The organism is Bacteroides sp. AF29-11, from assembly GCF_003602895.1.
GTDB lineage: Bacteria > Bacteroidota > Bacteroidia > Bacteroidales > Bacteroidaceae > Bacteroides > Bacteroides uniformis.
The window spans coordinates 597,156-622,059 of the sequence record NZ_QTLY01000002.1 but is presented as its reverse complement, the minus strand read 5'-3'; the positions used below and the strand labels follow the sequence as shown (position 1 = coordinate 622,059).

21 protein-coding genes are annotated in these 24,904 nt (G+C 48.0%); 11 read left to right on the top strand and 10 right to left on the bottom strand.

The features are described 5' to 3' along the window. Positions 1-131: 131 nt before the first annotated feature. Together DWZ03_RS05360 and DWZ03_RS05355 are read right to left on the bottom strand one after the other, a co-directional pair. Positions 132-572 carry a pyridoxamine 5'-phosphate oxidase family protein gene (locus DWZ03_RS05360; RefSeq protein ID WP_016273562.1) on the bottom strand — a complete coding sequence of 147 codons (441 nt, stop codon included), beginning with the start codon at positions 570-572 and terminating at the stop codon, positions 132-134. A 97-nt stretch (positions 573-669) separates the two neighbouring features. Further along, positions 670-1,554, bottom strand: coding sequence for an AraC family transcriptional regulator (locus DWZ03_RS05355; RefSeq protein ID WP_120129090.1), 885 nt, complete (start codon positions 1,552-1,554; stop codon positions 670-672). Positions 1,555-1,707: 153 nt separating this feature from the next. Between DWZ03_RS05355 and DWZ03_RS05350 the strand changes: the two genes are divergently transcribed. Continuing rightward, a complete protein-coding gene (locus DWZ03_RS05350; RefSeq protein WP_044468192.1) occupies positions 1,708-2,925 on the top strand; it encodes a sugar MFS transporter in 1,218 nt (405 codons plus the stop codon). On the opposite strand, the gene DWZ03_RS05345 is transcribed toward DWZ03_RS05350, so the two are convergent. Continuing rightward, positions 2,917-3,441, bottom strand: coding sequence for a chromate transporter (locus DWZ03_RS05345; RefSeq protein WP_005825387.1), 525 nt, complete (start codon positions 3,439-3,441; stop codon positions 2,917-2,919). The two genes, DWZ03_RS05350 and DWZ03_RS05345, sit on opposite strands and share 9 nt — an antisense overlap. Continuing rightward, a complete protein-coding gene (locus DWZ03_RS05340) occupies positions 3,438-3,989 on the bottom strand; it encodes a chromate transporter (RefSeq protein ID WP_005825383.1) in 552 nt (183 codons plus the stop codon). Before DWZ03_RS05340 ends, DWZ03_RS05345 begins: the two co-directional genes overlap by 4 nt. Before the next feature lie 192 nt (positions 3,990-4,181). Between DWZ03_RS05340 and DWZ03_RS05335 the strand changes: the two genes are divergently transcribed. The 5 genes from DWZ03_RS05335 (at position 4,182) to DWZ03_RS05315 (ending at position 8,669) form a co-directional block, all read left to right on the top strand. Beyond that, entirely contained in the window at positions 4,182-4,574 is a 393-nt protein-coding gene (locus DWZ03_RS05335) for a hypothetical protein (protein WP_087332530.1), read from the top strand. Positions 4,575-4,579: 5 nt separating this feature from the next. Further along, positions 4,580-5,869, top strand: coding sequence for a DUF3440 domain-containing protein (locus tag DWZ03_RS05330; RefSeq protein WP_087332529.1), 1,290 nt, complete (start codon positions 4,580-4,582; stop codon positions 5,867-5,869). Beyond that, positions 5,866-6,399, top strand: coding sequence for an IbrB-like domain-containing protein (locus DWZ03_RS05325; protein ID WP_005825377.1), 534 nt, complete (start codon positions 5,866-5,868; stop codon positions 6,397-6,399). Before DWZ03_RS05330 ends, DWZ03_RS05325 begins: the two co-directional genes overlap by 4 nt. A gap of 165 nt (positions 6,400-6,564) precedes the next feature. After that, positions 6,565-7,500, top strand: coding sequence for a UDP-glucuronic acid decarboxylase family protein (locus DWZ03_RS05320; protein WP_005825375.1), 936 nt, complete (start codon positions 6,565-6,567; stop codon positions 7,498-7,500). Positions 7,501-7,541: 41 nt separating this feature from the next. Further along, positions 7,542-8,669 carry a response regulator gene (locus tag DWZ03_RS05315; RefSeq protein WP_005836562.1) on the top strand — a complete coding sequence of 376 codons (1,128 nt, stop codon included), beginning with the start codon at positions 7,542-7,544 and terminating at the stop codon, positions 8,667-8,669. Between the two features lie 121 nt (positions 8,670-8,790). Here DWZ03_RS05315 and DWZ03_RS05310 read toward each other — a convergent pair whose 3' ends face one another. The 4 genes from DWZ03_RS05310 to uvrB form a co-directional block, all read right to left on the bottom strand. Next, positions 8,791-11,682: a PD-(D/E)XK nuclease family protein gene (locus tag DWZ03_RS05310; protein WP_009038619.1), complete on the bottom strand. Its 2,892-nt coding sequence runs from the start codon at positions 11,680-11,682 to the stop codon at positions 8,791-8,793. A 43-nt stretch (positions 11,683-11,725) separates the two neighbouring features. After that, on the bottom strand, positions 11,726-15,025 hold the full coding sequence (locus tag DWZ03_RS05305) for a UvrD-helicase domain-containing protein (protein ID WP_044467630.1): 3,300 nt from the start codon (positions 15,023-15,025) through the stop codon (positions 11,726-11,728). A 132-nt stretch (positions 15,026-15,157) separates the two neighbouring features. After that, positions 15,158-16,213: a linear amide C-N hydrolase gene (locus DWZ03_RS05300; protein WP_044467629.1), complete on the bottom strand. Its 1,056-nt coding sequence runs from the start codon at positions 16,211-16,213 to the stop codon at positions 15,158-15,160. A gap of 87 nt (positions 16,214-16,300) precedes the next feature. After that, the gene (gene uvrB, locus DWZ03_RS05295; RefSeq protein WP_044467628.1) at positions 16,301-18,361 is read right to left on the bottom strand and encodes an excinuclease ABC subunit UvrB; all 2,061 of its coding nucleotides are present in this window, start codon (positions 18,359-18,361) and stop codon (positions 16,301-16,303) included. Between the two features lie 116 nt (positions 18,362-18,477). Here uvrB and DWZ03_RS05285 point away from each other — a divergent pair, with 116 nt between their 5' ends. From DWZ03_RS05285 to DWZ03_RS05265, 5 genes are all read left to right on the top strand, one after another. Beyond that, entirely contained in the window at positions 18,478-19,776 is a 1,299-nt protein-coding gene (locus tag DWZ03_RS05285) for a phenylacetate--CoA ligase family protein (protein WP_005825361.1), read from the top strand. Positions 19,777-19,835: 59 nt separating this feature from the next. After that, positions 19,836-20,261, top strand: coding sequence for an amino acid-binding protein (locus DWZ03_RS05280; RefSeq protein WP_005825359.1), 426 nt, complete (start codon positions 19,836-19,838; stop codon positions 20,259-20,261). Positions 20,262-20,458: 197 nt separating this feature from the next. Then, positions 20,459-21,280, top strand: coding sequence for an outer membrane protein assembly factor BamD (locus tag DWZ03_RS05275; protein WP_005836575.1), 822 nt, complete (start codon positions 20,459-20,461; stop codon positions 21,278-21,280). A gap of 41 nt (positions 21,281-21,321) precedes the next feature. After that, complete coding sequence (locus DWZ03_RS05270) at positions 21,322-21,657, top strand: DNA-directed RNA polymerase subunit omega (RefSeq protein WP_005825356.1); 336 nt, start codon at positions 21,322-21,324, stop codon at positions 21,655-21,657. Further along, positions 21,657-22,118: a DUF4293 domain-containing protein gene (locus tag DWZ03_RS05265; RefSeq protein ID WP_005836580.1), complete on the top strand. Its 462-nt coding sequence runs from the start codon at positions 21,657-21,659 to the stop codon at positions 22,116-22,118. Before DWZ03_RS05270 ends, DWZ03_RS05265 begins: the two co-directional genes overlap by 1 nt. Positions 22,119-22,287: 169 nt before the next feature. On the opposite strand, the gene DWZ03_RS05260 is transcribed toward DWZ03_RS05265, so the two are convergent. Beyond that, entirely contained in the window at positions 22,288-22,989 is a 702-nt protein-coding gene (locus tag DWZ03_RS05260) for a porin family protein (protein WP_120129088.1), read from the bottom strand. An 87-nt stretch (positions 22,990-23,076) separates the two neighbouring features. Beyond that, positions 23,077-24,867, bottom strand: a complete 1,791-nt coding sequence (locus DWZ03_RS05255; protein ID WP_120129086.1) for a LysM peptidoglycan-binding domain-containing protein — start codon at positions 24,865-24,867, stop codon at positions 23,077-23,079. Between the last annotated feature and the right edge of the window lie 37 nt (positions 24,868-24,904).

Below are 24,904 nucleotides of genomic sequence, written 5' to 3'. Positions count from 1 at the left end.
ATAGGTGAGGACAAGGAGGCTTTCTGGTTTCCATTGGCGGCAGGTACCATTGGAGGACTGGTGATGTCCGTCATCGGCATCTTCTTTTTTCTGCCGGTTTTTGTACTGAAACGGCGTGATGTGAAGAGTAACTATAAATGAGTATTTATAGTTTGTTCTATCGTGAAGTCTTCTGACTTGAATCCGCTGTAATACCTACCGGAGAAGGCAGTGAATTTTAAGACACAGTAGTCGGGATCGGTCACACCTTCGGGATAGTACATGGTGTCGCCTTCCCGCCATATCATCTCTTTACTGGCATTGTCTGTCAGAACCTCCATCGTGCCACGCAGCATTACACCCTTGAAGAAGCGTGCGTTGCAGACGTAAAGGCATGCGCGATTGTTCTTGAGGAACTGCGAAACGCGCATCGACGAGGTGTTTGTTGTCAGGTAGATGTGTTTGATTCCTTCCCTTTTGCGGGCTTGCAACATGGCCTTGATGTTTGGGAAACCTTCGGCATCCACGGAACCGATAAAGATGGTCTTTTCCTTGTCAATCATGTTCCCTACTGTTTTTTCTGCATCTCTCATTGTTTTGTTCTTTTTAATGGGTTTATTGTTCAGGGGACAAAGATAGCTGTCGAGCAGAGCTTTTATGCAATAAAAAACAAGGGGAAAATGTAACTTTTTACGGTTTCTTTGTTTTCCGATAGGTGAGGGGAGTCTGTCCTGTACATTGGCGGAAGCTACGTACAAAGTAGGAGACACTTGAGAAGTGAAGCTCAAAGGCGATTTCTGAAATGGGTAGGTCGGTGTGGGCAAGCAGGTGTTGGGCCTCATCCGTCAGCTTGTTAAGGATGTATTGCTTGGCGCTGATGTTCATGGATGAAGATACGATTTCATTCAGATAGTTGGGTGTGAGGCAGAGATTGTCGGCATAAAATTGTACGGAATGCTGTTCCCGAAAGTGCTTTTCAACCAGTTCGATAAATCGGCTGAGGTGGAAGCTGCTACTGTCTTTAAGGATTTCCTTGTCTGATTCCGGAGGAATAGAAGTGCGGTAGGCACGGTTGAGTAGCATGAGGGCCTCGTAAAGTAAGGCGCGCAATATGCCCGTATCGTGTGGGTGGAAGGAGTCGATTTCGCCCTTTATATTGTGCAGAAGTTGTAACATCCGTGAATAGAGTCCGTCTGGCAGATGAAGTTTGTTTGCCGTCTTTCCCATTCGGAAGAATGGAAGGTGTCGCACGAATAGTGGGTCTTTGAAAAAGGAGGTCAGAAAGGTATCTTCAAAGATTAAAGCATAACCATTGCCGATGCGGTCTGTATCCCAGCTACGTACTTCACCGGGCTTGGAGAAAAATACATCACCGGGAGTTGCTTGGTGTGTTCGGTTGCTGATGGTGAAGTTCCCTTCTCCTTCTGTAATGAAGGTGATGTCATAGTAAGTCAGAATATGTACGCTTCCCTTGGTCAAAAATTTCCGGGTATACTTCAGGTCGACGACATCTATCAGAAGTTCACTTCCGTATTTGGTCTTGTAGAAATTGTATCGGGGGATAACGTTTTTCATGGCTTAACATTGTATAACGGCAGTAAAGGTAGAGAAAAAGCAACTCTGTACAATAGCGAATGTGAAAATATTGGGTAAAGACCGGGAGTTTTGTTTATCTTTGCATCCGCAATTATCAATCGCTTTATAACGGTTGTCTGGAATTATCATATTATGAAACAGAAACGAATACTATTGGTGGGCGGACAATATCTTGTACCCTTCATTTTGATTACTTCTCTTTTCTTTTTGTGGGGATTTGCCCACGCCATCCTGAATGTACTTAACAAGCACTTCCAAGAGATACTGGACATTACGAAGGCGCATTCGGCTTTTATACAGATGATGATGTACATGGGTTACTTCATCATGGCTATTCCTGCAGGGCTTTTTATCAGCCGCTTCGGATACCGCCGGGGGGTGGTGTTCGGTCTGTTGCTTTATGGTATCGGTTCGTTGCTCTTCATTCCCGGACAGCACTATTTGTCCTTCAATCTTTTCTTGTTTGCACTGTTCGTGATAGGCTGTGGACTGACGTTTCTTGAAACCGCCGCCAATCCTTATGCCACTGAGTTGGGAGCAAAGGAGACTGCTGCCAGTCGCTTGAATTTTGCACAATCCTTCAATGGCTTAGGATGTATCTGCGCACCGGTTTTGGCCGGATTGCTGCTCTTCTCGAAGGATGGGCAGGCAGGGGCGGGCAATGTGGCGTTGCCCTACATCTGCATGGGGGTAGTAGTAGTGCTGGTTGCACTGGTTTTTTCAAGAATCAAGTTGCCCGAGATTGAACATAGCGTGGAGGTGGACGAAGCTGGTAATAAGGTAGGACTGTGGTCGCACCGGCTTTTTATTTTTGGATTGATAGCTTTGTTTGCCTATGAAGTCGGCGAGATTTCCATCAACAGCTTCTTCATCAACTACGTGGTGGAGCAGAATTGGATGAATGCCCGCGAAGCTTCCGTAGTGCTTTCTTTCGGTGGACTGGGATTATTTATGTTGGGACGTTTTGCCGGTAGCTGGATTATGGGACGTGTGCGTGCCGAGAAAATGTTGTTGGTGTGTGCTACGGGGACAGTAGTGACTACTTCGTTGGTACTGCTGAATGTAGGGATGATATCGCTTGCTGCTCTGTTGTGCGGATATGCGTTTGAGGCTATTATGTTTCCCACGATTTTTGCACTTTCCTTGCGCGGGCTGGGCAACCATACCAAGAGGGCTTCCTCTTTCCTGATGATGTCTCCCGTGGGAGGCGTGGTAGGTCCGCTGTTGATGGGACTGGTGGCAGACCATACGACGATGGTGTGGGCGTTCATCGTACCGCTGGTTGCCTATTGCGTGGTGTGGGCATATGCCCGCAAGATGGTGTCCGTCTCTACCGCTTCTTCAATATAGAAGGAAGCCTGCGACTCCGGCAAGGATTATCAGTAAGATAGGGTGGAGGTTCCACTTCCACGTCACGCCGAAAGCGGCTGCAAAGATAAGTATGCTTTTGTAATCTATGAAATTTTCCTTGTTCATCAGCAATAGGGCAGCAGCAGCTATCAATGATACGGACATGGGCAGCAGTCCCGACATTGCCGCCTTGATGTATTTGTTGTCCTTGCATTTCACGAAGAAGTAAGAGATGAGCAATACCAGGATGAACGAGGGAAGACATACTGCAATGGTGGTCACGACAGCTCCCCACACGCTTTGAGTAACTGCATAGCCCACATAGGTGGCACTGTTGATGCCTATCGGACCGGGCGTCATCTGCGAGATGGCCACTACGTCCGTGAATTGTTGCAGGGTGAGCCAGTGATGGTGGTCCACCACCTCGTATTGGATGAGGGACAACATGGCGTAACCGCCTCCGAAACCGAACATTCCGATTTTTAGATATACCAATATCAGCTGCCAATAAATCATATCTGTAATTTTCTCAGTTTATCTTTTAACCATAATGTATAGAGCATTCCTCCTGCAATTCCTGCAAGGACAATGTATACGGGGGATAGCCCGAATTGCCAGATGAGTATGGTGGCGATGGCTGGAAGCACCAGTTGCCAATACTTCAGCTTCAGTGCCCGTGCAGCCGAAATGCAGGGTATCACAATCAGTGCGACTACTGCCGGACGGATACCGTTAAAGATGCGTATCATCACTTGGTTGTCTTGAAAATGAGCGAAGAACATGGCTATCAGCATCATGATGACAAAAGAGGGGAGGATTGTGGCAAGTGCACACACCAGGCTACCTTTTACTTTATGCAGCTTGTAGCCGACGAATATGGATATATTGACAGCAAAAACACCGGGAAGTGACTGGGTCAACGCAAACATTTCCATGAAATCTTCTTTACTCATCCATCTCTTTTTTACGATTTCCCGTTCAATGAGAGGTATCATAGCGTATCCGCCACCGATAGTGAACATTCCTATCTTGGCAAAGGTCATAAAAAGCAGTAAATATTTCATTATTTCTCTTCGGGTGACTTTCTTTTGCAAAGAAACCCAAATTAATCAACATATACAAATTAGGGGGATAATATTTATTTATTAATATTTTATATTGCAGGGCTATATTCTTAAATCTATTTAAAAGGAGAATATTCCGTCGTAAATAAGCTTTATCTTTAACACGTAATTACAAATAATATAAATGTAGATATGATACAGATAGTGCAATTACATGGTACGGATAAAAAGCTGTACGAGCTTGTAGCCCCTTTGGTTATGAGCCCGGAAGTGCTGAAACAGAACTACAATTACCCTTTCCGGACATCGGAAGAGTACGAGTGGTTTGTTGCTCTGGATAATAAACATGTTGTAGGTTTTGTGCCGGTGGAGCACAAGAAGTATGAATGTGTCATCAACAACTATTATATTAAGGAAAGGAATGTTGACACGCTAAAATTGCTTCTGGAAAAGGTACTTGAGAAGCAGGGCGAGGAGAGTAGTCTGACGGCTGTTAGCTTTGTTGAAGATAGGGATGTCTTCAGCGAGCTGGGCTTTTTGGAAGACAAGGTATGGACCCGTTATGTGAAAATGAAGAAAAACTGATAATTATGGCTGCACCCAAAAATGTGTATGAACTGGCGCAAGAACGTCTTGATGTGATTTTTAGGGAATTTGACACGATATGCGTCTCTTTTTCGGGAGGAAAAGATAGTGGAGTGTTGCTGAATTTGTGCATAGACTATATCCGCCGGAACCGGCTGAACCGTAAACTGTGTGTATTCCATATGGACTATGAGATACAGTACAGCATGACCATTGATTATGTGGACCGGGTATTGGAGGCGAATAAGGATATATTGGAGGTGTATCGTGTTTGTGTGCCTTTCCGTGTAACGACTTGTACGTCGATGTACCAGAGTTACTGGCGTCCGTGGCAGGAGGATTTGGAGGACATTTGGGTAAGGAAGATGCCGAAAGGCTGCCTCACTAAAGAGACGTTTCCTTTCTACACTCCCGAAATGTGGGATTATGAGTTCCAGATGCACTTTGCCAAATGGCTGCATGAGAAGAAGGATGGAGTGCGTGCCTGCTTTCTCATAGGCATCCGTACGCAAGAGAGTTTTAACCGCTGGCGCAGCATCCATCTGAACCGGAAGTATCAGATGTACCACAATTACCGCTGGACCTCGAAGATAGGCAATGACATTTTCAATGCTTATCCCATTTATGATTGGAAGACGACGGATATCTGGACGGCCAATGGCAAATTCGGCTTTGACTATAACCATTTGTATGACCTATATTATAAAGCCGGAGTCAATATCGAACGCCAGCGTGTGGCAAGCCCTTTTCTTTGTGAGGCACAAGAGAGCCTGAAGCTGTATCGTGTCATCGACCCGAATACTTGGGGAAGAATGATAGGGCGGGTCAACGGGGTGAACTTTACCGGTATTTACGGAGGGACGCGTGCTATGGGGTGGCAGACGGTCCGACTGCCCGAAGGGTATACGTGGAAAGGCTTTATGCAGTTCCTGCTTTCCACCTTGCCGGAAGAGACCCGGAGGAACTACTTGAAAAAGCTTACCGTCAGCATTGAATTCTGGCGTACAAAAGGGGGGTGTCTGGCTGACGAGACCATCCAGAAGCTGAGGGATGCAGGAGTGTCCATTGAAGTGATAAATACCACGAATTACAAGACAAACAAGAAGCCGGTGCGCATGGATTATCTGGATGATATTGACATCGCGGAATTCCGGGAAATTCCCACTTATAAGCGGATGTGCATATGCATCCTGAAGAATGACCATGCCTGCAAGTACATGGGTTTTGCCTTGAACAAGGAAGAGGCATACAAAAGAGACAAGATAATGGAACAATTCAAAAATATGATGTTATGAGCGTAGATAAAAGTCCGGTATATAACGTAAGGGCAATTCCAATAGAGAAAATACAAGCAAACGATTACAATCCGAATGTAGTGGCACCGCCCGAAATGAAGCTTCTGGAGCTTTCCATCTGGGAAGATGGTTTCACCATGCCTTGTGTCTGTTACTATGATGAGGAAGAGGATAACTACATCCTGGTGGACGGTTACCACCGTTATCAGGTGTTGAAGACATCCAAAAGAATTTATCAGCGCGAAAACGGGTTGCTTCCCGTGGTCGTGATTGACAAGGAACTTTCCAACCGTATGGCGTCCACTATCCGTCATAATCGTGCCCGTGGTACGCATAATATCGAGTTGATGTGCCATATTGTTGCGGAATTGGACAGAGCCGGTATGTCTGATGAATGGATAATGAAGAATATCGGAATGGATCGCGACGAAGTGTTGCGTTTAAAGCAAATTTCGGGTCTGGCAGACTTGTTTGCGAACAAGAACTTCAGCATTCCGGATAAGAAAGAAGAGTATGTGGCGGATAAATAAATGAATATTTCAGGGGTGGATTTTTTAATCTGCCTCTTTATATTCATTAACAAGTGAAATATTTCGTTGCAAACTTGCATAATTTAGTCAAATCGCCTACATTTGTCAGCATCAAAACAAACAGAATAGGTCCTATGTGCTTTAAGGCACTATAAAAAACATTACATGAAGAAAATTTTGGTTAGTGGCGGTGCTGGTTTTATAGGTTCTCATCTTTGTACCCGATTGATAAACGACGGGCATCAGGTGATTTGTCTGGATAATCTTTTCACCGGTTCGGAAGGAAATATCACTCATCTGAAGAGCAATCCCCGCTTTGAATTTGTACTGCATGATGTGGAAACCCCTTATGAGGCAGATGTGGACGAAATCTATAATCTGGCTTGTCCTGCTTCTCCCATCCACTACCAATATGATGCCATTAAAACCATCAAGACTTCTGTATTGGGCGCCATCAATATGCTGGGACTGGCCAAAAAGACGAATGCCAAGATATTGCAGGCTTCTACCAGCGAAGTGTACGGTGACCCCGTTATTCATCCCCAAGTGGAAAGTTATTGGGGAAATGTAAATCCAATTGGCCTCCGTTCTTGTTATGATGAAGGGAAGCGTTGTGCCGAGACATTGTTTATGGACTATCACCGCCAGAATGGAGTGCGGATCAAGATTATCCGTATATTCAATACGTACGGTCCTCGGATGTTGCCGAATGACGGACGGGTGGTTTCCAATTTCGTGGTTCAAGCATTGCAGAACCAGGATATTACGATATACGGTTCGGGTAATCAGACGCGAAGTTTCCAATATGTAGATGACTGTATAGAAGGTATGGTGCGGATGATGAACACGGAGGACGATTTTATCGGTCCGGTAAACTTGGGAAATCCGAATGAATTCTCCATATTGGAACTGGCGGAAAAGGTCATTAGGCTGACGAATTCCAAGTCGAAACTGATTTTCAAGCCACTGCCTCATGATGATCCCAAACAGCGTCAGCCGGACATCACTCTGGCAAAGGAAAAGTTGGGCTGGGAACCGACTATAGAGCTGGAAGAGGGTTTACAGTATATAATAGAGTATTTTAAGGAATATCGTTCCTAACTAAATAGTAATTTTGATAACGGGAAAAACAATATAGAAAGATGAACATGGAAATAAATCCTTCCGAATACAAGATTCTCATCGTTGACGATGTGATGTCAAACGTTTTATTGTTGAAAGTGCTTTTGACAAATGAGAAATTCGCGATTGCTACTGCAAGTAACGGGCGGCAAGCGTTGGAACAGGTGGAAAAGGAAAATCCTGATTTGGTTTTGCTTGACGTAATGATGCCGGACATGAGTGGTTTTGAAGTAGCTCAACATTTAAAGTCAAATCCGAATACAGCTGATATTCCAATCATCTTTCTGACCGCACTGAATAGTACGGCAGATATTGTGAAGGGGTTTCAGGTTGGCGCGAATGACTTCATCTCTAAGCCTTTCAATAAGGAGGAATTGATTATCCGTGTTACCCACCAAATATCTTTGGTAGCTGCCAAACGGTTGATTTTGAGTAAGACGGAAGAACTGCAACGTACTATTGCCGGGCGTGACAAGCTTTATTCGGTGATTGCCCATGACTTACGTTCTCCGATGGGATCCATCAAAATGGTGCTGAATATGCTGATATTGAACTTGCCATCTGAGAAAATTGGCGCCGAAATGTACGAGCTTCTGACGATGGCTAATCAGACTACGGAGGATGTGTTTTCATTGCTGGATAACCTGCTGAAATGGACAAAGAGTCAAATCGGTAAGTTGAACGTGGTTTATCAGGATGTGGACCTCGTCGAAGTGACAGACGGTGTCATTGAGATTTTCAGTATGGTGGCAAGCCTGAAGAAGATAAGAATCCGCGAGATGAAACCGGAAAAAATGATGGTCAACGCTGATATTGACATGCTGAAGACAGTGGTCCGTAACTTGTTGAGTAATGCCATTAAGTTCAGTAAGGAGAACTCAGAGGTACTGGTGAAGATGGAGGAAGTAGATGGTATGGCAGTTGTCAGCGTCCAGGATTATGGCTGTGGCATCAGCGAGGAGGGGCAGAAGAAGTTGTTGCATACTGATACGCATTTCAGCACGTTCGGCACGAACAACGAAGAAGGCTCGGGACTGGGCTTGTTGCTATGCAAGGATTTTGTCGTGAAGAATGGCGGTAAACTGTGGTTTACTTCCAAGGAAGGCGAAGGCTCCATATTCAGCTTCTCTATTCCGGTGAAGAAGTGATAACGAAGAAAATAGAACGGATGGTCCGTTGAAGTAAAACAGACCATCCGTCAGACTCAAATAGACCGTCTGTTACGGTCGTGCAGACCATCTGTTTCTTATGAACGGATGGTCTGTTTTTTTATCTCTTACACAGACTGCGGAAATCGCAATATTCACATTTCCGGGTATCCTCTGTTTGGCTGAATGTTTCTTCTTGGCTGAATATCTCCTGCAGGAGTCCGTGCAGCCGTTCGCGAAACTCGTCTTCGAAGAAAGCGAAGTTGTTGACCGGTACCTTGGGTTGTCGCGGCGCTCCCATTTCGATGACCGGGGAGTAGCTTTCGGAAGCTGCCCGGTGGATGTAAAGTAGGGAAGGGGCTACCTTCAGCGATTGCTTGCGGCAGAGGATGGCGGCGTACAGAAACGTCTGGAAAATATAGTTGGGACGGTTGTCGGCGGGAGTAAACAGTTGTTCTATATTTTCAGGAGTCTTGGGAGTACCGCCTGTCTTGTAGTCCACGATACGTAGCGTGTCTCCTTTGCTGTCCAGGCGGTCGATGGTACCGCCTATCTGTAAGGCAAGCTTTCCTTGCGGAGTATCTATTTCCATCATTTCTCTGACGTCCTGTTCCATACCCTCCATACGGAACGGGGCATATTGCAGGTCATTGCGCAGAAGCTGGCGCAGGTAAGAGGCAATGACTTTGGAATGGATAAGCTGCGTACCGTTATATTCCGGTTGCTCCGTAAGGGGCACATGGAAGAACTTTTCTTTAAAAGCATTGTCCACATAGGCTTGCAGGCGGACATCGTCTTTCAGTAACTGTTCCAGGTCTTCTTTACGTATTTCCCGTCCGTTGGTTGTCAGTTCGTTGTACACCAGTTCGGCAGAACGGTGGAAGATGGTGCCGAAGAGGGCGGAGTCTATTTCGGCGCTTACTTCATCGAGAGCCTTCAGGCCGGCTACGTATCGGTAGTAGAATTTCAGCCGGCAGTCCAGATAGGCATTGAGGGCAGAGGGGGAGAAGAACGCTTTGGGACGTCGGTGGATGTCGTAGGCGTCGAACATCTGTTGCAACATCTCCGGTGTCTTGTGAATCTCAATTTCCAGGGCTTGTTGTGGAGATTGTCCGGCTTCAAGGTACTCAAGGGAGATGTTGTGCGGCGACTCTACCAGGAATTGCAGCATGAAGCGGGACATCTCCCCGCGGTTCAGTCCGTCCGAAGAGATGTTATATAATAAGGTGACGTTTTCTGCCCGTTGGATGAGGCGGTAGAAGTAGTAGGCATAGACGGCATTCTTGTGTTCTATGGTGGTCATGCCGAAGGCCTTCCTCAGGTTGTAGGGAATGAAGGAGGAGTCGCCTCCGGCTTTGGGCAATTGCCCTTCGTTGAGGGAGAGCATGATGAGGTTGCGGAAATCGAGGTTACGCGTTTCCAGCACCCCCATTACTTGCATGCCGATGGCGGGTTCTCCGTGGAAGGGAATGTTGGCAGAGGTAAGCAAGCGGTTCAGCAGTCGCTTCAGCGTGTCTGTGCGCACACCACTCAATTCGCCGGTCTCTATCAGGCTGAGCAGGCGGTTGACGAGGGTGTAGCTTTTGAACAGAGACTCGCGGTACAGCTGGTTGAAGATGTCTTCCACGTCTTTTTCCTGGCGGTAGAGGACGGCCACTTCGCGAAGCAGTTCGGTGAGGTAGCTGCATAGGGCGGCGATGCCGTTCTGTGGTGTAAAGACTTGTTCAAGGAATGCGTCCTGCTTCAGCTCCGAGGGAAGGGGATAGAAGCGGTTGTCCCGGGTAAGCTGTTTTTCCAGTGTTTCGGCATTGGGGGAAAGTTGCCGGGTGTAAGGGTGTTTCAGCAGCGTGATTACGGTTTCGTAGATGTATCGTCCGGTACCTGCATGGTAGCCGGTAGTCTGTAGCTCTACAAGGGCGTTGATAAAACTGTACACCGGAGTTTGGGCAAGGGGAAATCCCATTGTGATGTTGACGTTCTTTACCTCTGCCGGAATGGAGTGGAGGACGGGAAGCAGTAGGGATTCGTTGCAAAGGACAACGGCAGTGTCTTTGAATGAAGAAGGGGTTCTTAATTCTTCATTCCCCCTAATCCATTGCGGCAAGTAGCGGGCTTGTGCATTTTCGGTAGAAGCGGAGATAAAGCGTACGTTCTTGGGTTTCCGCAGTACATCAAAAGAAGTTTCGGGCAGTTGGTTGGGAAACAGCTTTAGGTTGCGGAGGATGAATTCGCCTGCTTCGTGGGTATAGGGCGGCTTTTGCTCAAGGGGAAGACGGGTGTAGAACACGTCGTAATCCCAATAGAACATTGCTTTCCCGGCATCCTGCAAGAGCTGGAAGAAACGGGTTTCTACTCTATTCAGCACGTTGAAGCCGACAAATACATAGCGGTCGTAGCGCAGTCGGTCGGTGTCGAGTTGCTCCATGACATTGCGGTACATCATGCCTTCGTAGGCGATGCCCAGTTCTGTAAGATTGCGGCGGTAGTGGCGGTAGATGTCGCCCAGTTTATCCCAGAGGGAGATGAATTTGGCTTTCAGCTCCGTGCGCTTTTCTATGGAAAAGTTCTGGAAGAACTGGCGGATGGCTTCTTCTTGTTCTTGGTCGAGGAAGTCGTAATTGTCCATAATGTTCTTCAGTTCTTGCAGGTTGCTGAAGAGTTTGTCGGCATCTACAAGGTTTTTGTCTACGTCATCGAAATCGCTGATGAGCAGTTCTCCCCAGAAGTAGAAGTCATCCAGAGTTTCTTCGCTGCGGGTCTCTTCGCGGAACACCTTATACAGTTCGCATACCAGGCGGATAGGGTCGCCGGACTTCAATGGAGAGAGTTGCCGGAACAGTTCGCTGATGCTGACGTAGGCAGGCGACCACAAAGGGCGGTCCGTTTCAGTTGCCAGATATTCGTTGAAGAACAGACTGGCACGTTTGTTGGGGAAAACGATGGCGGTGCGCGAGAGGTCGTTTCCTATTTTGGCGTAAAGGTCGCGGGCGACCAGTTGGAGGAATGTTTCCATGATTTAGTTGATAATTGATAATTAATAGTGGATGGGGAGTGAGTTATACCGGTTCTATGTTGTTCTCCTCTACATACCACAAGTAACCCCGTATATTTTCTGCGACATACCCCATGCGGACCAGCAGTTGCATGTATCCCTGCACCTGCTTGTTGTACTTCTTGTTTGGCTTTCCGAACTTGAAGTCCACCACTACGATTTCTTCGCCACGCATCATCACGCGGTCCGGGCGGCGTGTCCGCAGTTCACCGTTTTCCTGCCAGATGATGTCGCATTCATTGAATAGCTGCCACGTTCCTGAATACCAGTCCTTGACTTGAGGCAGGGAGAAAGCGCGTTGGGTGAGATTGCGTATTTCTTCTTCCGTCTCACTCCGTCCAATCACACCTTCAAAGACGAGCTGGCTGATGGCATTGTCAATGTCTTTTTCCGTTTCGATGGCAGAGAATAGGGTATGCAGCAAACGTCCCCGGTTGATGAAGCGCTGGCTGGACTCTGCTTCGTCCACTCCTGCTATGAAGTCTGCCGAACGGTTGGATTGCCGGAACTCGATGTCGTGGAGCATGCTCTCCATGTGGACGGGCAGTTTGACCGGCTTTTGCGAAAGTCTGTTGACTGGTTGCTGTTCGTAAACCTCAGGTTTACGTTCGCAGTATAGAGGTTTCTGTTCGTAGTATAGAGGTTTAGCTTCGTCGTTAGCAGGGTTGTCTGCGTCATGCTGTGAGACGGGGACGGGGGAAGGGCAAATCTTGCCGTTCTCATATATGGAAGCCTCTTCGTCCCAACTGCCTGCTCCGTCTTTGGCTATGTGGGGCAGGGTGTTGGCAAGGAGTTCGGACATGGTTCCCTTCTGTTCCTTTCGGCTCCAGAGGATGAGGTTCTTGCCGGCACGGGTAAAGGCTACGTACAGCAGATTCAAATTGTCTACCCACAGCTGAAGACGTTCGTGCAGATAGTCCTGCCGGTATATGGATTCCGCCATGGTGGTGGAATAGTTCACCGGTACTAAGCTGATGGCATTATAAGGCTCTTCCGGTGGGGCGCACCACACCAGCTGGTTGTTGGTTTCGTTCTCCAGCTTCCAGTCGCAGAAGGGAATCAGTACGGTATGGAATTCCAGTCCTTTGGACTTGTGGATGGAGAGGATGCGTATGCCGTTCATCTCACCGCTGGGGATGGTTTTGCTGCAAAGGGTTTCGTCCCAGTAGCGGATGAAGCTGGCCAGTTCGGAAGAATTGCTTTGCAGATACTCCGTCACAGCATCGAAGAAGGAGAAGAGGTAGGCATCCTGCTTTTCAATGCGGCTCATGCCGAAGATGCTGAACAGTTCTTCCAGTAACTCATACAAAGGCATCAAGCGCAGCGTTTCCCGTCGGGAGGTAAAGGTTTCGGGCAGGGGAGTGGCTATGATGAATCCCGACTGCTCGTCATTTGTCATTTGTAATTTGTAATTCTCCATCAGCGCAGCCTCCGCAATCTTGTTCTCCGGATTCGATAGGCAGCGCAGGGCATCCATCAGCATGCAGATGGCAAGAGAGGCATCCAGACGGAAAGCTTCGTCGGACACGACAGAAAGATGCAGTTCTTTGTCAAAATAGTCGGCTATCGGCGGGATATTCTTGTTCTTGCGGACAAGGATGGTGATATCATTCAGTGTTACGCCCTCTTCCAGCAGCCGTTGCACCTCTTCTCCTAAAGCGAGAAGGGTCTGCTCTGTATAGTTGTGTTCATCGTCCGGTTCCAGGAAGGTGGCTTTTACGTAGCCGTACTCCGTGCTCTTGGGCGATTCCTGCACTACGTCGGCATAAGCGCGTTTCAGGGGTAGGCAATCCTCTTTCAGTTCGTTCAGGTGTAATGCATTGAGGTAGTCTATGGCAGCGGTAAATACCTGGTTGTTGAAACGGATAATGTTGGTTTCGCTACGCCGGTTTGTTTTTAGGGTTTCCACACGGACGGGGAAGGAGTTTAAGTTTAATTCTTTATTTCCCAAGCTGTTCAGTATTCCCCAGTCCCCGTTCCGCCAGCGGTAGATGGACTGCTTCACATCTCCCACAATCAGACTGTCGGCTCCTTGCGAAAGTCCTTCGAGCAACAGCAGACGGAAGTTGTCCCATTGCATGCGGCTGGTGTCCTGGAATTCGTCAATCATGACGTTGCGTATGTTGGCGCCGATTTTCTCGAAGACGAACGAAGAGTCACCCTCGCGCACCAATTTGTGCAGCAGGGCGTTGGTGTCCGAAAGTAGAAAGCGGTTATGTTCTCGGTTCAGTGTACGTACCTCCTCGTCAATATGGTTGAGGAGTTGTAGTTTGTTGAGATGCTGGAGCGAGAGACGGCAACTGTTCAGGGTGCGGTTGCGTTGCGGACGCATTCTTTCGGCTTCCTGCAGTAGAGGTATCAGGCTGGTTTTTGCCAGACAGATGATGTCGTCCTTTCGTGAGGATGTTTTCGTTGCCCAGTTTTTTGCATCTGCCAGGCTGTTTTGCAGGGTGGCGTTCAGCACATCTTTGTCAGACAGTCTGCCGTCGCGCAGTTTGCGGAAGTAACTGCCGATGCCTCGGGCACCTCCTTTCAAGTCTTCGGGAGTGAGGGCATGCCCTTCCAGTTCGCCTTCAAACTGGTCGTAGAAACTTTTCATCTGTTCCAGAGCCTCGGTTTCCATATCGCGCAGCACATCCCGGTAGAGTTTCAGCGTGTTCGGAGTACGAAGGCATTGCCGTAGTTTTTCTCCGCGTTCTATGTAGCTTTCATCGAAGATGTTTCGTCCGAAACTTTTCACCTCATTCGATACGTTCCAGCGTTTGTCGTCGCGGATGCGCTCGTCGATGTAGTCCAGGAGCCATGCCAGCACGGGAGAAGTGGGGGTAAGCTTCTCGATGAGGCTGTCTACGGCATCACTCAGCACTTCACTGTTGTTCAGCTCTATGTTCAGGTTAGGACTCAGTTCCAGTTCGCGGGCAAGGTTGCGCATCACAGATTGAAAAAAGGAGTCGATGGTTTCCACGCGGAAACGGCTGTAGTCATGCAGCATGTATTGCAGTGCCATGCCGGCCCGTTGACGAATCTCCCCGTCCGTCAATCTGTCCCCGCCTTCTTCTTTAATTTTTAATTTATAATTTTTAATTCTCTCCAAGTATGCTTCGGAAGAAGGTGCTCCCTTCCAGATACCGTAAAGCTGTGTCAGTATGCGCTCCTTCATCTCTGCCGTAGCCTTGTTGGTGAAGGTTACGGCAAGTATCTGCCGGTAGGCGCGTGGATTGATTATCAAATGCTTGATGTATTCCACAGCCAGCGTAAAGGTCTTGCCTGAGCCGGCAGAGGCTTTGTATACTAATAATTCCATGTAAATTGCTGCATTGAGTATGTATCTGCAAACGTACACAAAAATAATGAGAAAAATAAATGCTTCCCTGCTTTCTCTTATAGAAAGAAGTGGGAAGCATCCATTATTGAGGGGCTATGTGTAGGGGCTGTGCTACATTACCGGCGTCTGGAAAAGAAATACAAATCCTTTGCTGTCTTTCAAATCCTTTATGGCATCTCCGGCATAGATTTCTCCGTTTGTCAGTGAGAGTTTCTTGATTCCTGCATTCGGGCTAAAATCGATTTTCTTCAGGTCGAGCCAGAACAAGTTAGGGGTCAGTGTGGACTCAAAATAATATACTTTGTTCTTCTGGTCGGATACAGAACGCCAACGGGTGGAGGAGATATGGGGCTTGTCCGGTGTGGTGATACCGAACGGTACAGAAACATTGCGCATTACGCTCAATACACTGGGTACAGCAATCTTTGCATCCGCTGTTTGCGGAATGGCATTGATGTAGAACGATGCGCGTACAAAGCGGTCACTGGAGCGGTTGGTTCCCGGCAACATATTCAGTCCGCCTACCTCTTTCCAATAGTCGTTGATAGCCAGCTGGAGTTCATATTTGGGAGAGTTGGTCATTACTTGATACTGCTTGCCTTCATGTATCTCAAGGTTTCCGTCTATGTATTCCAGGATAGCCGTGTTTCCGGTTTCATCTGTGATGGCCAGATGCAGGGTGGAAGCGGCTCCGTTGGGCAGGTCTGGTGCATCAATGCGGAAGGATTCTTTTTTCAGTTCATCCACAGCTTCGCGTACGGTTGCAAAATTGTCGAGTACGTATTGCGTCCAGATACTGATGCCCATAATCGGGCGGTTGTCTCCCGGGCGGTGGTAAACGGACTCCGGAAGGAAGAGCAGGCTGGCAACCAGACCTTTCTCGTTCATACCGTCGCAGGTACCTATGTCATAACCGGCGGCAATGACGCTACCGTACTTGGAAGTCCAGTTCACTGTATTCCCTTTGTTGTAGCCTGCCCTTTGCATGCCTCGTGGGAATACATAGATGTTACTCATAAGGTCTTCTTTCCAGTCCATCGTACGTCCTGTAATGACTGTATTGTCAGGACCGATGTAGGTGGCTCGGGTACACGCTTCTGTTTGTTGCACACTCATGGAGGCTATGGCAGCCAGTGCAACAGCTATTGTCTTTATTGGTTTATTCATCTCGCTTTTGTCTTTATGAATTAATACTCTGTTTCATAGAATAACAAAAGGAGGGGAGTATAGTTTGAGAAAAAGAGGTGAAATCCCTTACTCGTCTTTTTCTTTCAGCAATTCCTCCATCTTCAGCACCTCGTCCCGATACTGTGCGGCTTCGATAAAATCGAGTTTCTTGGCAGCCTCCTGCATAAGCTTCTTGGTACGTTCGATACTCTTTTCCAGTTGCTTGCGGCTCATGTACTGTACTATAGGGTCGGCAGCCATCGTAGATGTACTTTCTTGTTCCACATAGGGGCGGGGAGTGCTGGAAGTGAACTTCTCGCTGCTGAGGACGGCTTCGCCGGAAGCCTCGTTGGTGGCAAACACATTGAGGTTCTTGGCTTTCTTGATTTGCTGTGGTGTGATGCCGTGCTCTTCGTTGTACTTCAACTGCTTCTCGCGACGGCGGTTGGTCTCGTCGATGGTCAGTTGCATGCTGTCCGTTATTTTGTCGGCATACATGATGACCATACCGTTCACGTTACGGGCGGCACGTCCGGCAGTCTGTGTCAGTGAGCGGTGGGAACGAAGGAAACCTTCCTTGTCTGCATCGAGAATGGCAACGAGAGAGACTTCAGGCAGGTCGAGTCCTTCACGCAGCAGGTTGACACCGACAAGTACATCGTAAATGCCCTCGCGCAAGTCACCCATAATCTTCACACGTTCCAAAGTGTCTACGTCGCTGTGGATATAATTACACTTCACGTTGTTGTTCAGCAGATATTCCGTCAGTTCTTCAGCCATTCGTTTGGTGAGGGTGGTGACGAGGGTACGCTCGTTCTTCTCGATGCGTGCTTGGATTTCTTCCATCAGGTCGTCTATTTGGTTGTGGCTGGGACGCACCTCAATAATGGGGTCTAACAGTCCCGTCGGGCGGATGACTTGTTCTACTACGATGCCTTCGGATTTCATCAGCTCATAGTCTGCCGGTGTGGCGCTGACGTAAATCACTTGTTTGGCCATCTCTTCGAATTCATCGAATTTCAGCGGGCGGTTGTCCATGGCAGCCGGTAGGCGGAATCCGTACTCCACTAGGTTTATCTTGCGGGCGCGGTCACCTCCGTACATGGCACGTATCTGCGGGACGCTGACGTGGCTTTCGTCAATGACTATCAGGAAATCTTCGGGGAAGAAGTCCAGCAGGCAGTAGGGGCGGGTACCGGCAGCACGCCCGTCAAAGTAGCGAGAATAATTTTCAATGCCGGAGCAATGTCCCAATTCGCGTATCATTTCCATATCATAGGTCACCCGTTCCTGCAAGCGTTTGGCCTCGAATGGGCGGCCTTCGTTTTCAAACCATTGCACCTGCTTGTGAAGGTCATCCTCTATTTCGTGTATGGCACGCAACGTGGCTTCCTTGGTGGTCATGAAGAGGTTGGCGGGATAAATCTTGTAGGCATCGAACTTGGCGACGGTAACGCCGCTCATAGGGTCCACTTCCTCAATACTGTCTACCTCGTCTCCCCAAAAGGTGACGCGCAGCAAGTTGTCGGCGTAAGCCAGATAAATGTCCACCGTATCGCCTTTCACGCGGAAATTGCCGCGGTTCAGGTCAATGTCGTTGCGTACATAAAGACTGTCCACCAAGCGTCGCAGGAAGACATTGCGACTGAAATTCTTGCCTTGCTGTACTTCGATGACGTTGTTGTAGAAGTCTGCCGGATTCCCCATGCCGTATATGCACGAAACGGAGGATACCACCACTACATCTTTCCTGCCCGAAAGCAGGGCAGAGGTGGCGGCAAGGCGCAACTTGTCTATCTCGTCGTTGATGGCGAGGTCTTTTTCTATATAGGTGTCCGATGATGGCAGGTAGGCTTCGGGCTGATAGTAGTCGTAGTAGGACACATAGTATTCTACGGCATTGTTCGGGAAGAATCCCTTGAACTCGCTGTACAACTGGGCAGCCAGCGTCTTGTTGTGGCTCAATATCAGCGTTGGCTTGTTGATGTTGGCAATGACGTTGGCTATGGTGAATGTCTTTCCGGACCCGGTGACACCGAGTAATGTTTGTGCAGGAAGTCCCTCATGCACGCCCTCGGTCAGCTGTGCGATGGCTTCCGGCTGGTCACCGGTAGGTTGGTAGGCGGATGTCAGTTCGAATTTGTTCATTTTCTCTTCTTAGAAGCGGCAATATTCGGTAAAATCTTTGAGATAAACAAAATTTTTTTGTTTACTTTGCAGCTATATTGATAACAACCATTAATAATTGTAATACAACGAAGAACATGATTTGGAATGAAAGCATCGAATGCATGGATCGCGAAAGCCTTCGTAAAATCCAGAGCATTCGTCTCAAAAAGACTGTGGAGCGTGTGTATCATGACACTCCTTTTTATCGTAAGAAAATGCAGGAACTGGGAGTTACTCCCGATGACATAAACAGTATAGATGATATTGTAAAACTGCCTTTTACTACCAAGTACGACTTGCGGGACAATTATCCCTTCGGCCTCTGTGCCGTACCTATGAGCCAGATTGTGCGTATTCATGCCTCTTCCGGCACAACCGGAAAACCCACTGTGGTAGGCTATACCCGAAAAGACCTTTCAGCATGGTCCGAATGCCTTTCACGGGCCTTTACCGCCTATGGTGCCGGTAGCTCGGATATTTTCCAGGTGTCCTACGGTTACGGACTTTTTACCGGCGGACTGGGTGCGCATGCCGGTGCCGAGAATATCGGCGCTTCCGTCATCCCGATGTCCAGCGGCAATACGGAGAAGCAGATTACACTGATGCATGATTTCGGTTCTACCGTACTTTGCTGCACGCCCTCATACGCCCTCTATCTGGCAGATGCCATCAAAGACTCCGGTCTTCCCCGTGAAGAGTTTAAGTTGAAAGTGGGAGCCTTCGGCGCCGAGCCGTGGACCGAAAGTATGCGTCGGGATATTGAAACCAAGCTGGGTATCAAGGCATTTGATATTTATGGGCTTAGTGAGATTGCCGGCCCCGGTGTAGGTTACGAATGCGAGTGCCAGCACGGTACCCACCTCAATGAAGACCATTACTTCCCCGAGATTGTAGACCCGAAGACCCTCGAACCAGTTGCCCCTGGAGAAACCGGCGAATTGGTGTTCACTCACCTTACCAAAGAGGGGATGCCGCTGTTGCGCTACCGTACCAAGGACCTCACCGCCCTGCACTACGATAAGTGCTCCTGCGGACGTACACTGGTTCGTATGGACCGCATCTTGGGACGTAGTGATGACATGCTGATTATCCGTGGTGTCAACGTGTTCCCCACGCAGATAGAGTCCGTTATCCTCGAAATGCCGGAGTTCGAGCCTCACTACCTCTTGCTGGTAGACCGCAAGAACAATACCGATACCATGGAGTTGCAGGTTGAAGTTCGTCCCGAATACTATTCCGACGAAATCAACAAGATGCTGGCTCTGAAGAAGAAGCTTGTGGCCCGCCTGCAGAGCGTACTCGGTCTCGGCGTAGATGTCCGTTTGGTAGAACCACGCAGTATTGAGCGCAGCGTAGGTAAAGCCAAGCGCGTTATCGACAACCGCAAATTGTAAATCGCCAAATTGTACATTGTACATGGTAAATCGTAAATTGTCAAATCGTAAATAAACCTATGGTAGCAAAACAACTTTCCATTTTTCTGGAGAACAAGTCCGGTCGCCTCACAGAGGTGACTGAAGTTCTTGCAAAAGAAGGTGTCAACCTTTCTGCTCTATGTATTGCAGAGAATGCCGATTTCGGTATCCTTCGTGGCATTGTTTCCGAACCGGATAAAGCATATAAGGCTTTGAAAGATAATCACTTCGCAGTGAACGTAACGGATGTAGTAGGCATCAGTTGTCCCAATATCCCCGGTTCATTGGCGAAAGTACTCCGTTTCCTCTCCGATGAAGGCGTGTTCATCGAGTACATGTATTCCTTTGCCAATGGTGAAACGGCCAATGTCATCATTCGTCCCAACGACATGGATAACTGTATCCGTGTATTGACAGAAAAAAAGGTCGATTTGCTGGCGGCAAGCGAACTCTATAAACTGTGAAAACGAAGGATTAGGGAGGAAGGATTAGGGATTAGTGATTAGTGACTGTGCTATCAACCTGCATAGTCCTCATCCCTAATCTTTCACCATTCATCCCTAATTCCTGCCCGTTCGTCTGGTTTTTGAAAAATTAAGGCTCGTATCGTTGCTTTATTCGATGCGAACCCCTATCTTTGCGCATTATTTGAACAAAAGTAATGAAGAAGAACATCCTAATAACTCTGCTTGCAGCATTGCTGCTCTCCTCGTGTGGAGAATACAACAAATTGCTGAAAAGCACAGATTACGAATACAAGTACGAAGCGGCAAAAAATTACTTCGCAAAAGGCCAGTACAACCGTGCTGCCACTTTGCTCAACGAATTGATTGCCATTCTCAAAGGTACTGATAAGGCAGAGGAATCCCTCTATATGTTGGGCATGAGTTACTATAACCAAAAGGATTATCAGACTGCTGCGCAGACTTTCATTCAATACTACAACGTTTATCCCCGCGGCACATTCACTGAACTGGCACGTTTCCATGCCGGTAAAGCTCTATATTTGGATACTCCGGAGCCGCGTTTGGACCAATCCGGTACGTATAGTGCCATCCAGCAGTTGCAGATGTTTATGGAATACTTCCCGCAAAGTTCCAAGAAAGAAGAAGCGCAGAACATGATATTTGCCTTGCAGGACAAGCTGGTGATGAAGGAGTATCTGTCTGCAAAACTTTATTATAATATGGGTAATTATCTGGGCAACAACTATCAGGCTTGCGTTATCACTGCGCAGAATGCTTTGAAGGATTATCCCTATACCAACCTACGTGAAGATTTATCCATTCTTATCTTGCGTGCCAAGTATGAGTTGGCTGTGTATAGTGTGGAAGATAGAAGAGCCGAACGTTACCGTGAAGCGGTGGATGAATGTTATGCCTTTAAAAACGAATTCCCTGAAAGCAAGTATACGAAGGAAGCCGACCGAATCTTCAAGGAGTCACAGAAAATGCTGGGCGAGGGAGGCGAAGAACAAGAGTAATTAGTAATTAATAATTTGTAATTAATACTATAGATAAATTTATGGATTACAGAAAGACAAATGCTCCTACTACTACGGTGACCCGTGATATGATGGAGTTGTGTGAGGATACCGGTAATGTATACGAAAGCGTAGCGATTATCGGAAAACGTGCCAACCAGATTAGTGTGGAAATCAAGAACGACCTTTCCAAAAAGCTTGCTGAGTTTGCCTCTTACAATGACAATCTGGAAGAAGTGTTCGAAAACCGGGAACAGATTGAGATTTCCCGCTATTACGAAAAACTGCCGAAGCCGACATTGATTGCAACACAAGAGTATGTGGAAGGTAAGATTTATTATCGCAATCCGGCTAAGGAAAAAGAAAAATTGCAGTAATGATACAGCGTATTCAATCTGTTTATTTGTTGTTGGTAACCGTCCTGCTGGTTGTGGCCATCTGCATGCCCGTAGGACAGTTCATCGGAGCGGACGGAGTGACGGCGCATGTTTTCAAGCCTCTGGGAGTGGCTTTGGCCGACGGAGGATTTCAGTCTACTTGGGGCTTGTTCGGAATATTGCTGCTCAGTGCACTGGTTGCCTTCTGTACGATATTCCTTTTCCGTAACCGTATGTTACAAATACGCATGACGATTTTCAGCAGCATCCTGCTGATAGGTTACTACATAGCCTTCTGCGTATTTATGTTTATTTTGAAGGGCGATTTGGATGCCACGGCTTTCCAGCTTGGATGGGCGCTTTGCCTTCCGGTGGTAGCCATCATCCTCAACTATCTGGCCTTCCGTGCCATCTACAAAGATGAGGTGATGGTGAAGGCTGCAGACCGTTTAAGAAGATAAGAAGGTTTATCTACTTGATAATAACAAAAGGCAGACCACGTATTTCATTCGGGATACGTGGTCTGCCTTTTTTATCGTTTCTGCTTGGGGTTCAGCCGTTCCCATTATACTGTTCCCATTAGAGGAGATAGTCGTTCCTACGAGTGAAACGGGTGTTTCCCTACAAGCATTACTTCTTCAAGTCAAAGAGATAAGTTACCTTGGCCGTAATGACTCCGTGTGCGGAGCGTGAGAAAAAGTCCTTCTTGGTGCTGCCATAGAAATCGGACAAAGCATAGTAGTATCTTCCTTCTACAATGAAATTGCCTGCCTTGGTGCGCAGCTCTATGCCTGCTCCGCCTGCAATGCCGTAGTCGAATTTGTTGTCTATGGCCTTGCCGTGCTGTTCCACGGTGATGTTGGTGTAGGAGTCTGCTACAGTGCCGTCCCAGTCGCCGTCTATCTTTTCGCTGTCGCCAAGCAGGAAGCCTATCTGCGGACCGGCATGGATGAAGAATTGCAGACCGCGGTCCTTGCCGAAGGCCAGATGTGCCAGGAAGGGTATTTCCACATAGTTCATGGTGCGTGTGTAGCTCAGTGTGGGATAGTCCTCATAGTACTCGTCCCAACCGTGCTGCGAGAAGTTCAGCTCGATTTGTGCACCGCAAATCATGCTGAAATATTTCTCGGAGATGTATCGGGCTGTCACACCACCGTTGATGCCTATCAGATTCTTCTGCTTGACAGAGGGAGAGAAGCTTACGCTATTCAGATTGATGCCTCCATTGACGCCCACAGCGAAGTTGTGGCGTTGCTCGCCCACCTGCGCATGCAGGGGCAATATACATGCACACATCAGCAGGGCGAATATGATGATTGTTCTCAGGTTCATGCTATAAGTTATAAGTTACAAGCTACAAGCTACGAGTTAATAGTTATATAGTGGATTATCAGATGATTAATCATTAATCCCTAATCATTAATCAAAGTCCAGCTTCACCAGCTCAAAATTCTTGGTGAAGTGCACAAAAAACACTTTCTTGTTGATGAAGCCCCCCCAGTTGTTTACCCGTTGGAACTTGAAGCCGGTCTGGATGGGCACCAGGTCCAGCCCCTGCATGTTCTTCTCGAAGGAAGAGCCATAGCGCGCAAGTCCTTTCAGGAAGAAATAACCGGTATCGAAGCCTAACATGCCGAATTTGGGATAGCGTTCGTCCATCTCCTTGCCATACCATCTGCGGTAGCTCTTGGTGAAGTTGATGGCGGCAGGAAGCAGGTTGTTGGTATAGAAAGAGGAATAGAAATAGGTGTCCAGTTCGAAGAAGGCTTCCAGGTGGTCTTTGGTGTAGGTCTGCCACTCCGGATAGCCGAACAGATGGACACGGCTTTCGGGTTGCTCGCGTACCAACAGCGTCAGTTGGGGAAGTATCTTAATCAATGTCAGGTTGCTGCCGGATGTGGGGATGAAGATATTCTCACGGTCCGTGCGTAATACTGTTTTCAGGGATTCTACAGTGACATCCTCTTTCAGGCTCTTCATCGGGATGGAACGGTTGCGCAGTTCGTCTTTCAGTCCCTTGATGAATTCTGCCTTGTCCTTGGCGCCCTGGCTGGCTTCAATGAAGATGACGTTGGCGTTGGGGAACTGGCGCACAAAGTGGTCGTACACCTCGGAGTACAGATAGGATTGGGGAGTATTTATCTGATAGACCGCCGGATTCTGGAATACCGTGTTGTCTTTCGATGTGAATGGTATCACCAGACGTGTGTCTTGTTTCTTGGCAAATTCGGCCAGCGGCTCGATGTGCTGTTGGTACAGAGGCCCGAATATGATGTCCATGTCCTTCATCTCGCTTTTGCCCAGAATGGAGTTCAGCGAGGCACTTTCGGGGCCCGAATTGTAAGTGTACAAGTCAATGGAAGTGCCGGTACGTTTCAGGCTGTCTACGGCCATCAGCAGGCCTTCGTAGTATTCCACCATACGGGAGGACTCACTCTTCGATACCCCGTCCAAAAAGGGGAGGATGACGGCAGCCTTGATGGTGCTGAAGCGCTCTGTCTCTTTCTTGTTTTCACGGAATAGCTCGCTGTCGGTAGGCATTGCCTGCGGCTGCGCGCTTTGCTCCGCTTGCGCCTTGGGATAGGGAATGCAGAGGAAGGTTCCCTTCTTTATTTTGTTTTCACCTTTCAATTCCGGGTTGGCGGCTATCAGTTCGGCTTCGCTGATGCCGTATTCACGGCTGATGCTGAATACGGTTTCTTTCCGTTTCACCTTGTGCATGTCACGGCATCGTGACTCTACGGGGCCGGGAATATTGTTGTTGGCAACCACAGTGTTGCTTTGGGTCTCAGCTGGGGCAGTGGTCTCGGCTTCGGCTGTAGAGGGAATGAGGATGACTTGTCCGATACGGAAATTCTCGGCGCTCAGTCCAGGGTTGGCGTCACAGATGGCTTTGGCAGATACGTTGTATTTCACAGTCAGCCGGTAGAGGGTCTCGCCGGATGCGATGGTGTGGTATGTTTCTTTTTGTGCGTTGGCGGCACTGCGGGGGATACGCAGCGTGCGTCCGATGAATATTCTCTCGTCACTGCCGGGATTCAGTTTGATGATGTCTGCCTGGCTGACGCCGTACATGCTGGCGATGGAGTAGAGACTTTGTCCTTTTTCGATGGTATGCAGGAAATAAGATTGGTTCTCTTGTGCCACTGCACCCAGCGTGCATGCGCCGGCAAGCAGCAGGGAGCAGATAATGCGGTTAATCGTTTTCATTCAGTAATCGTTGGTTTATGTTTACAATTTCCCAAAG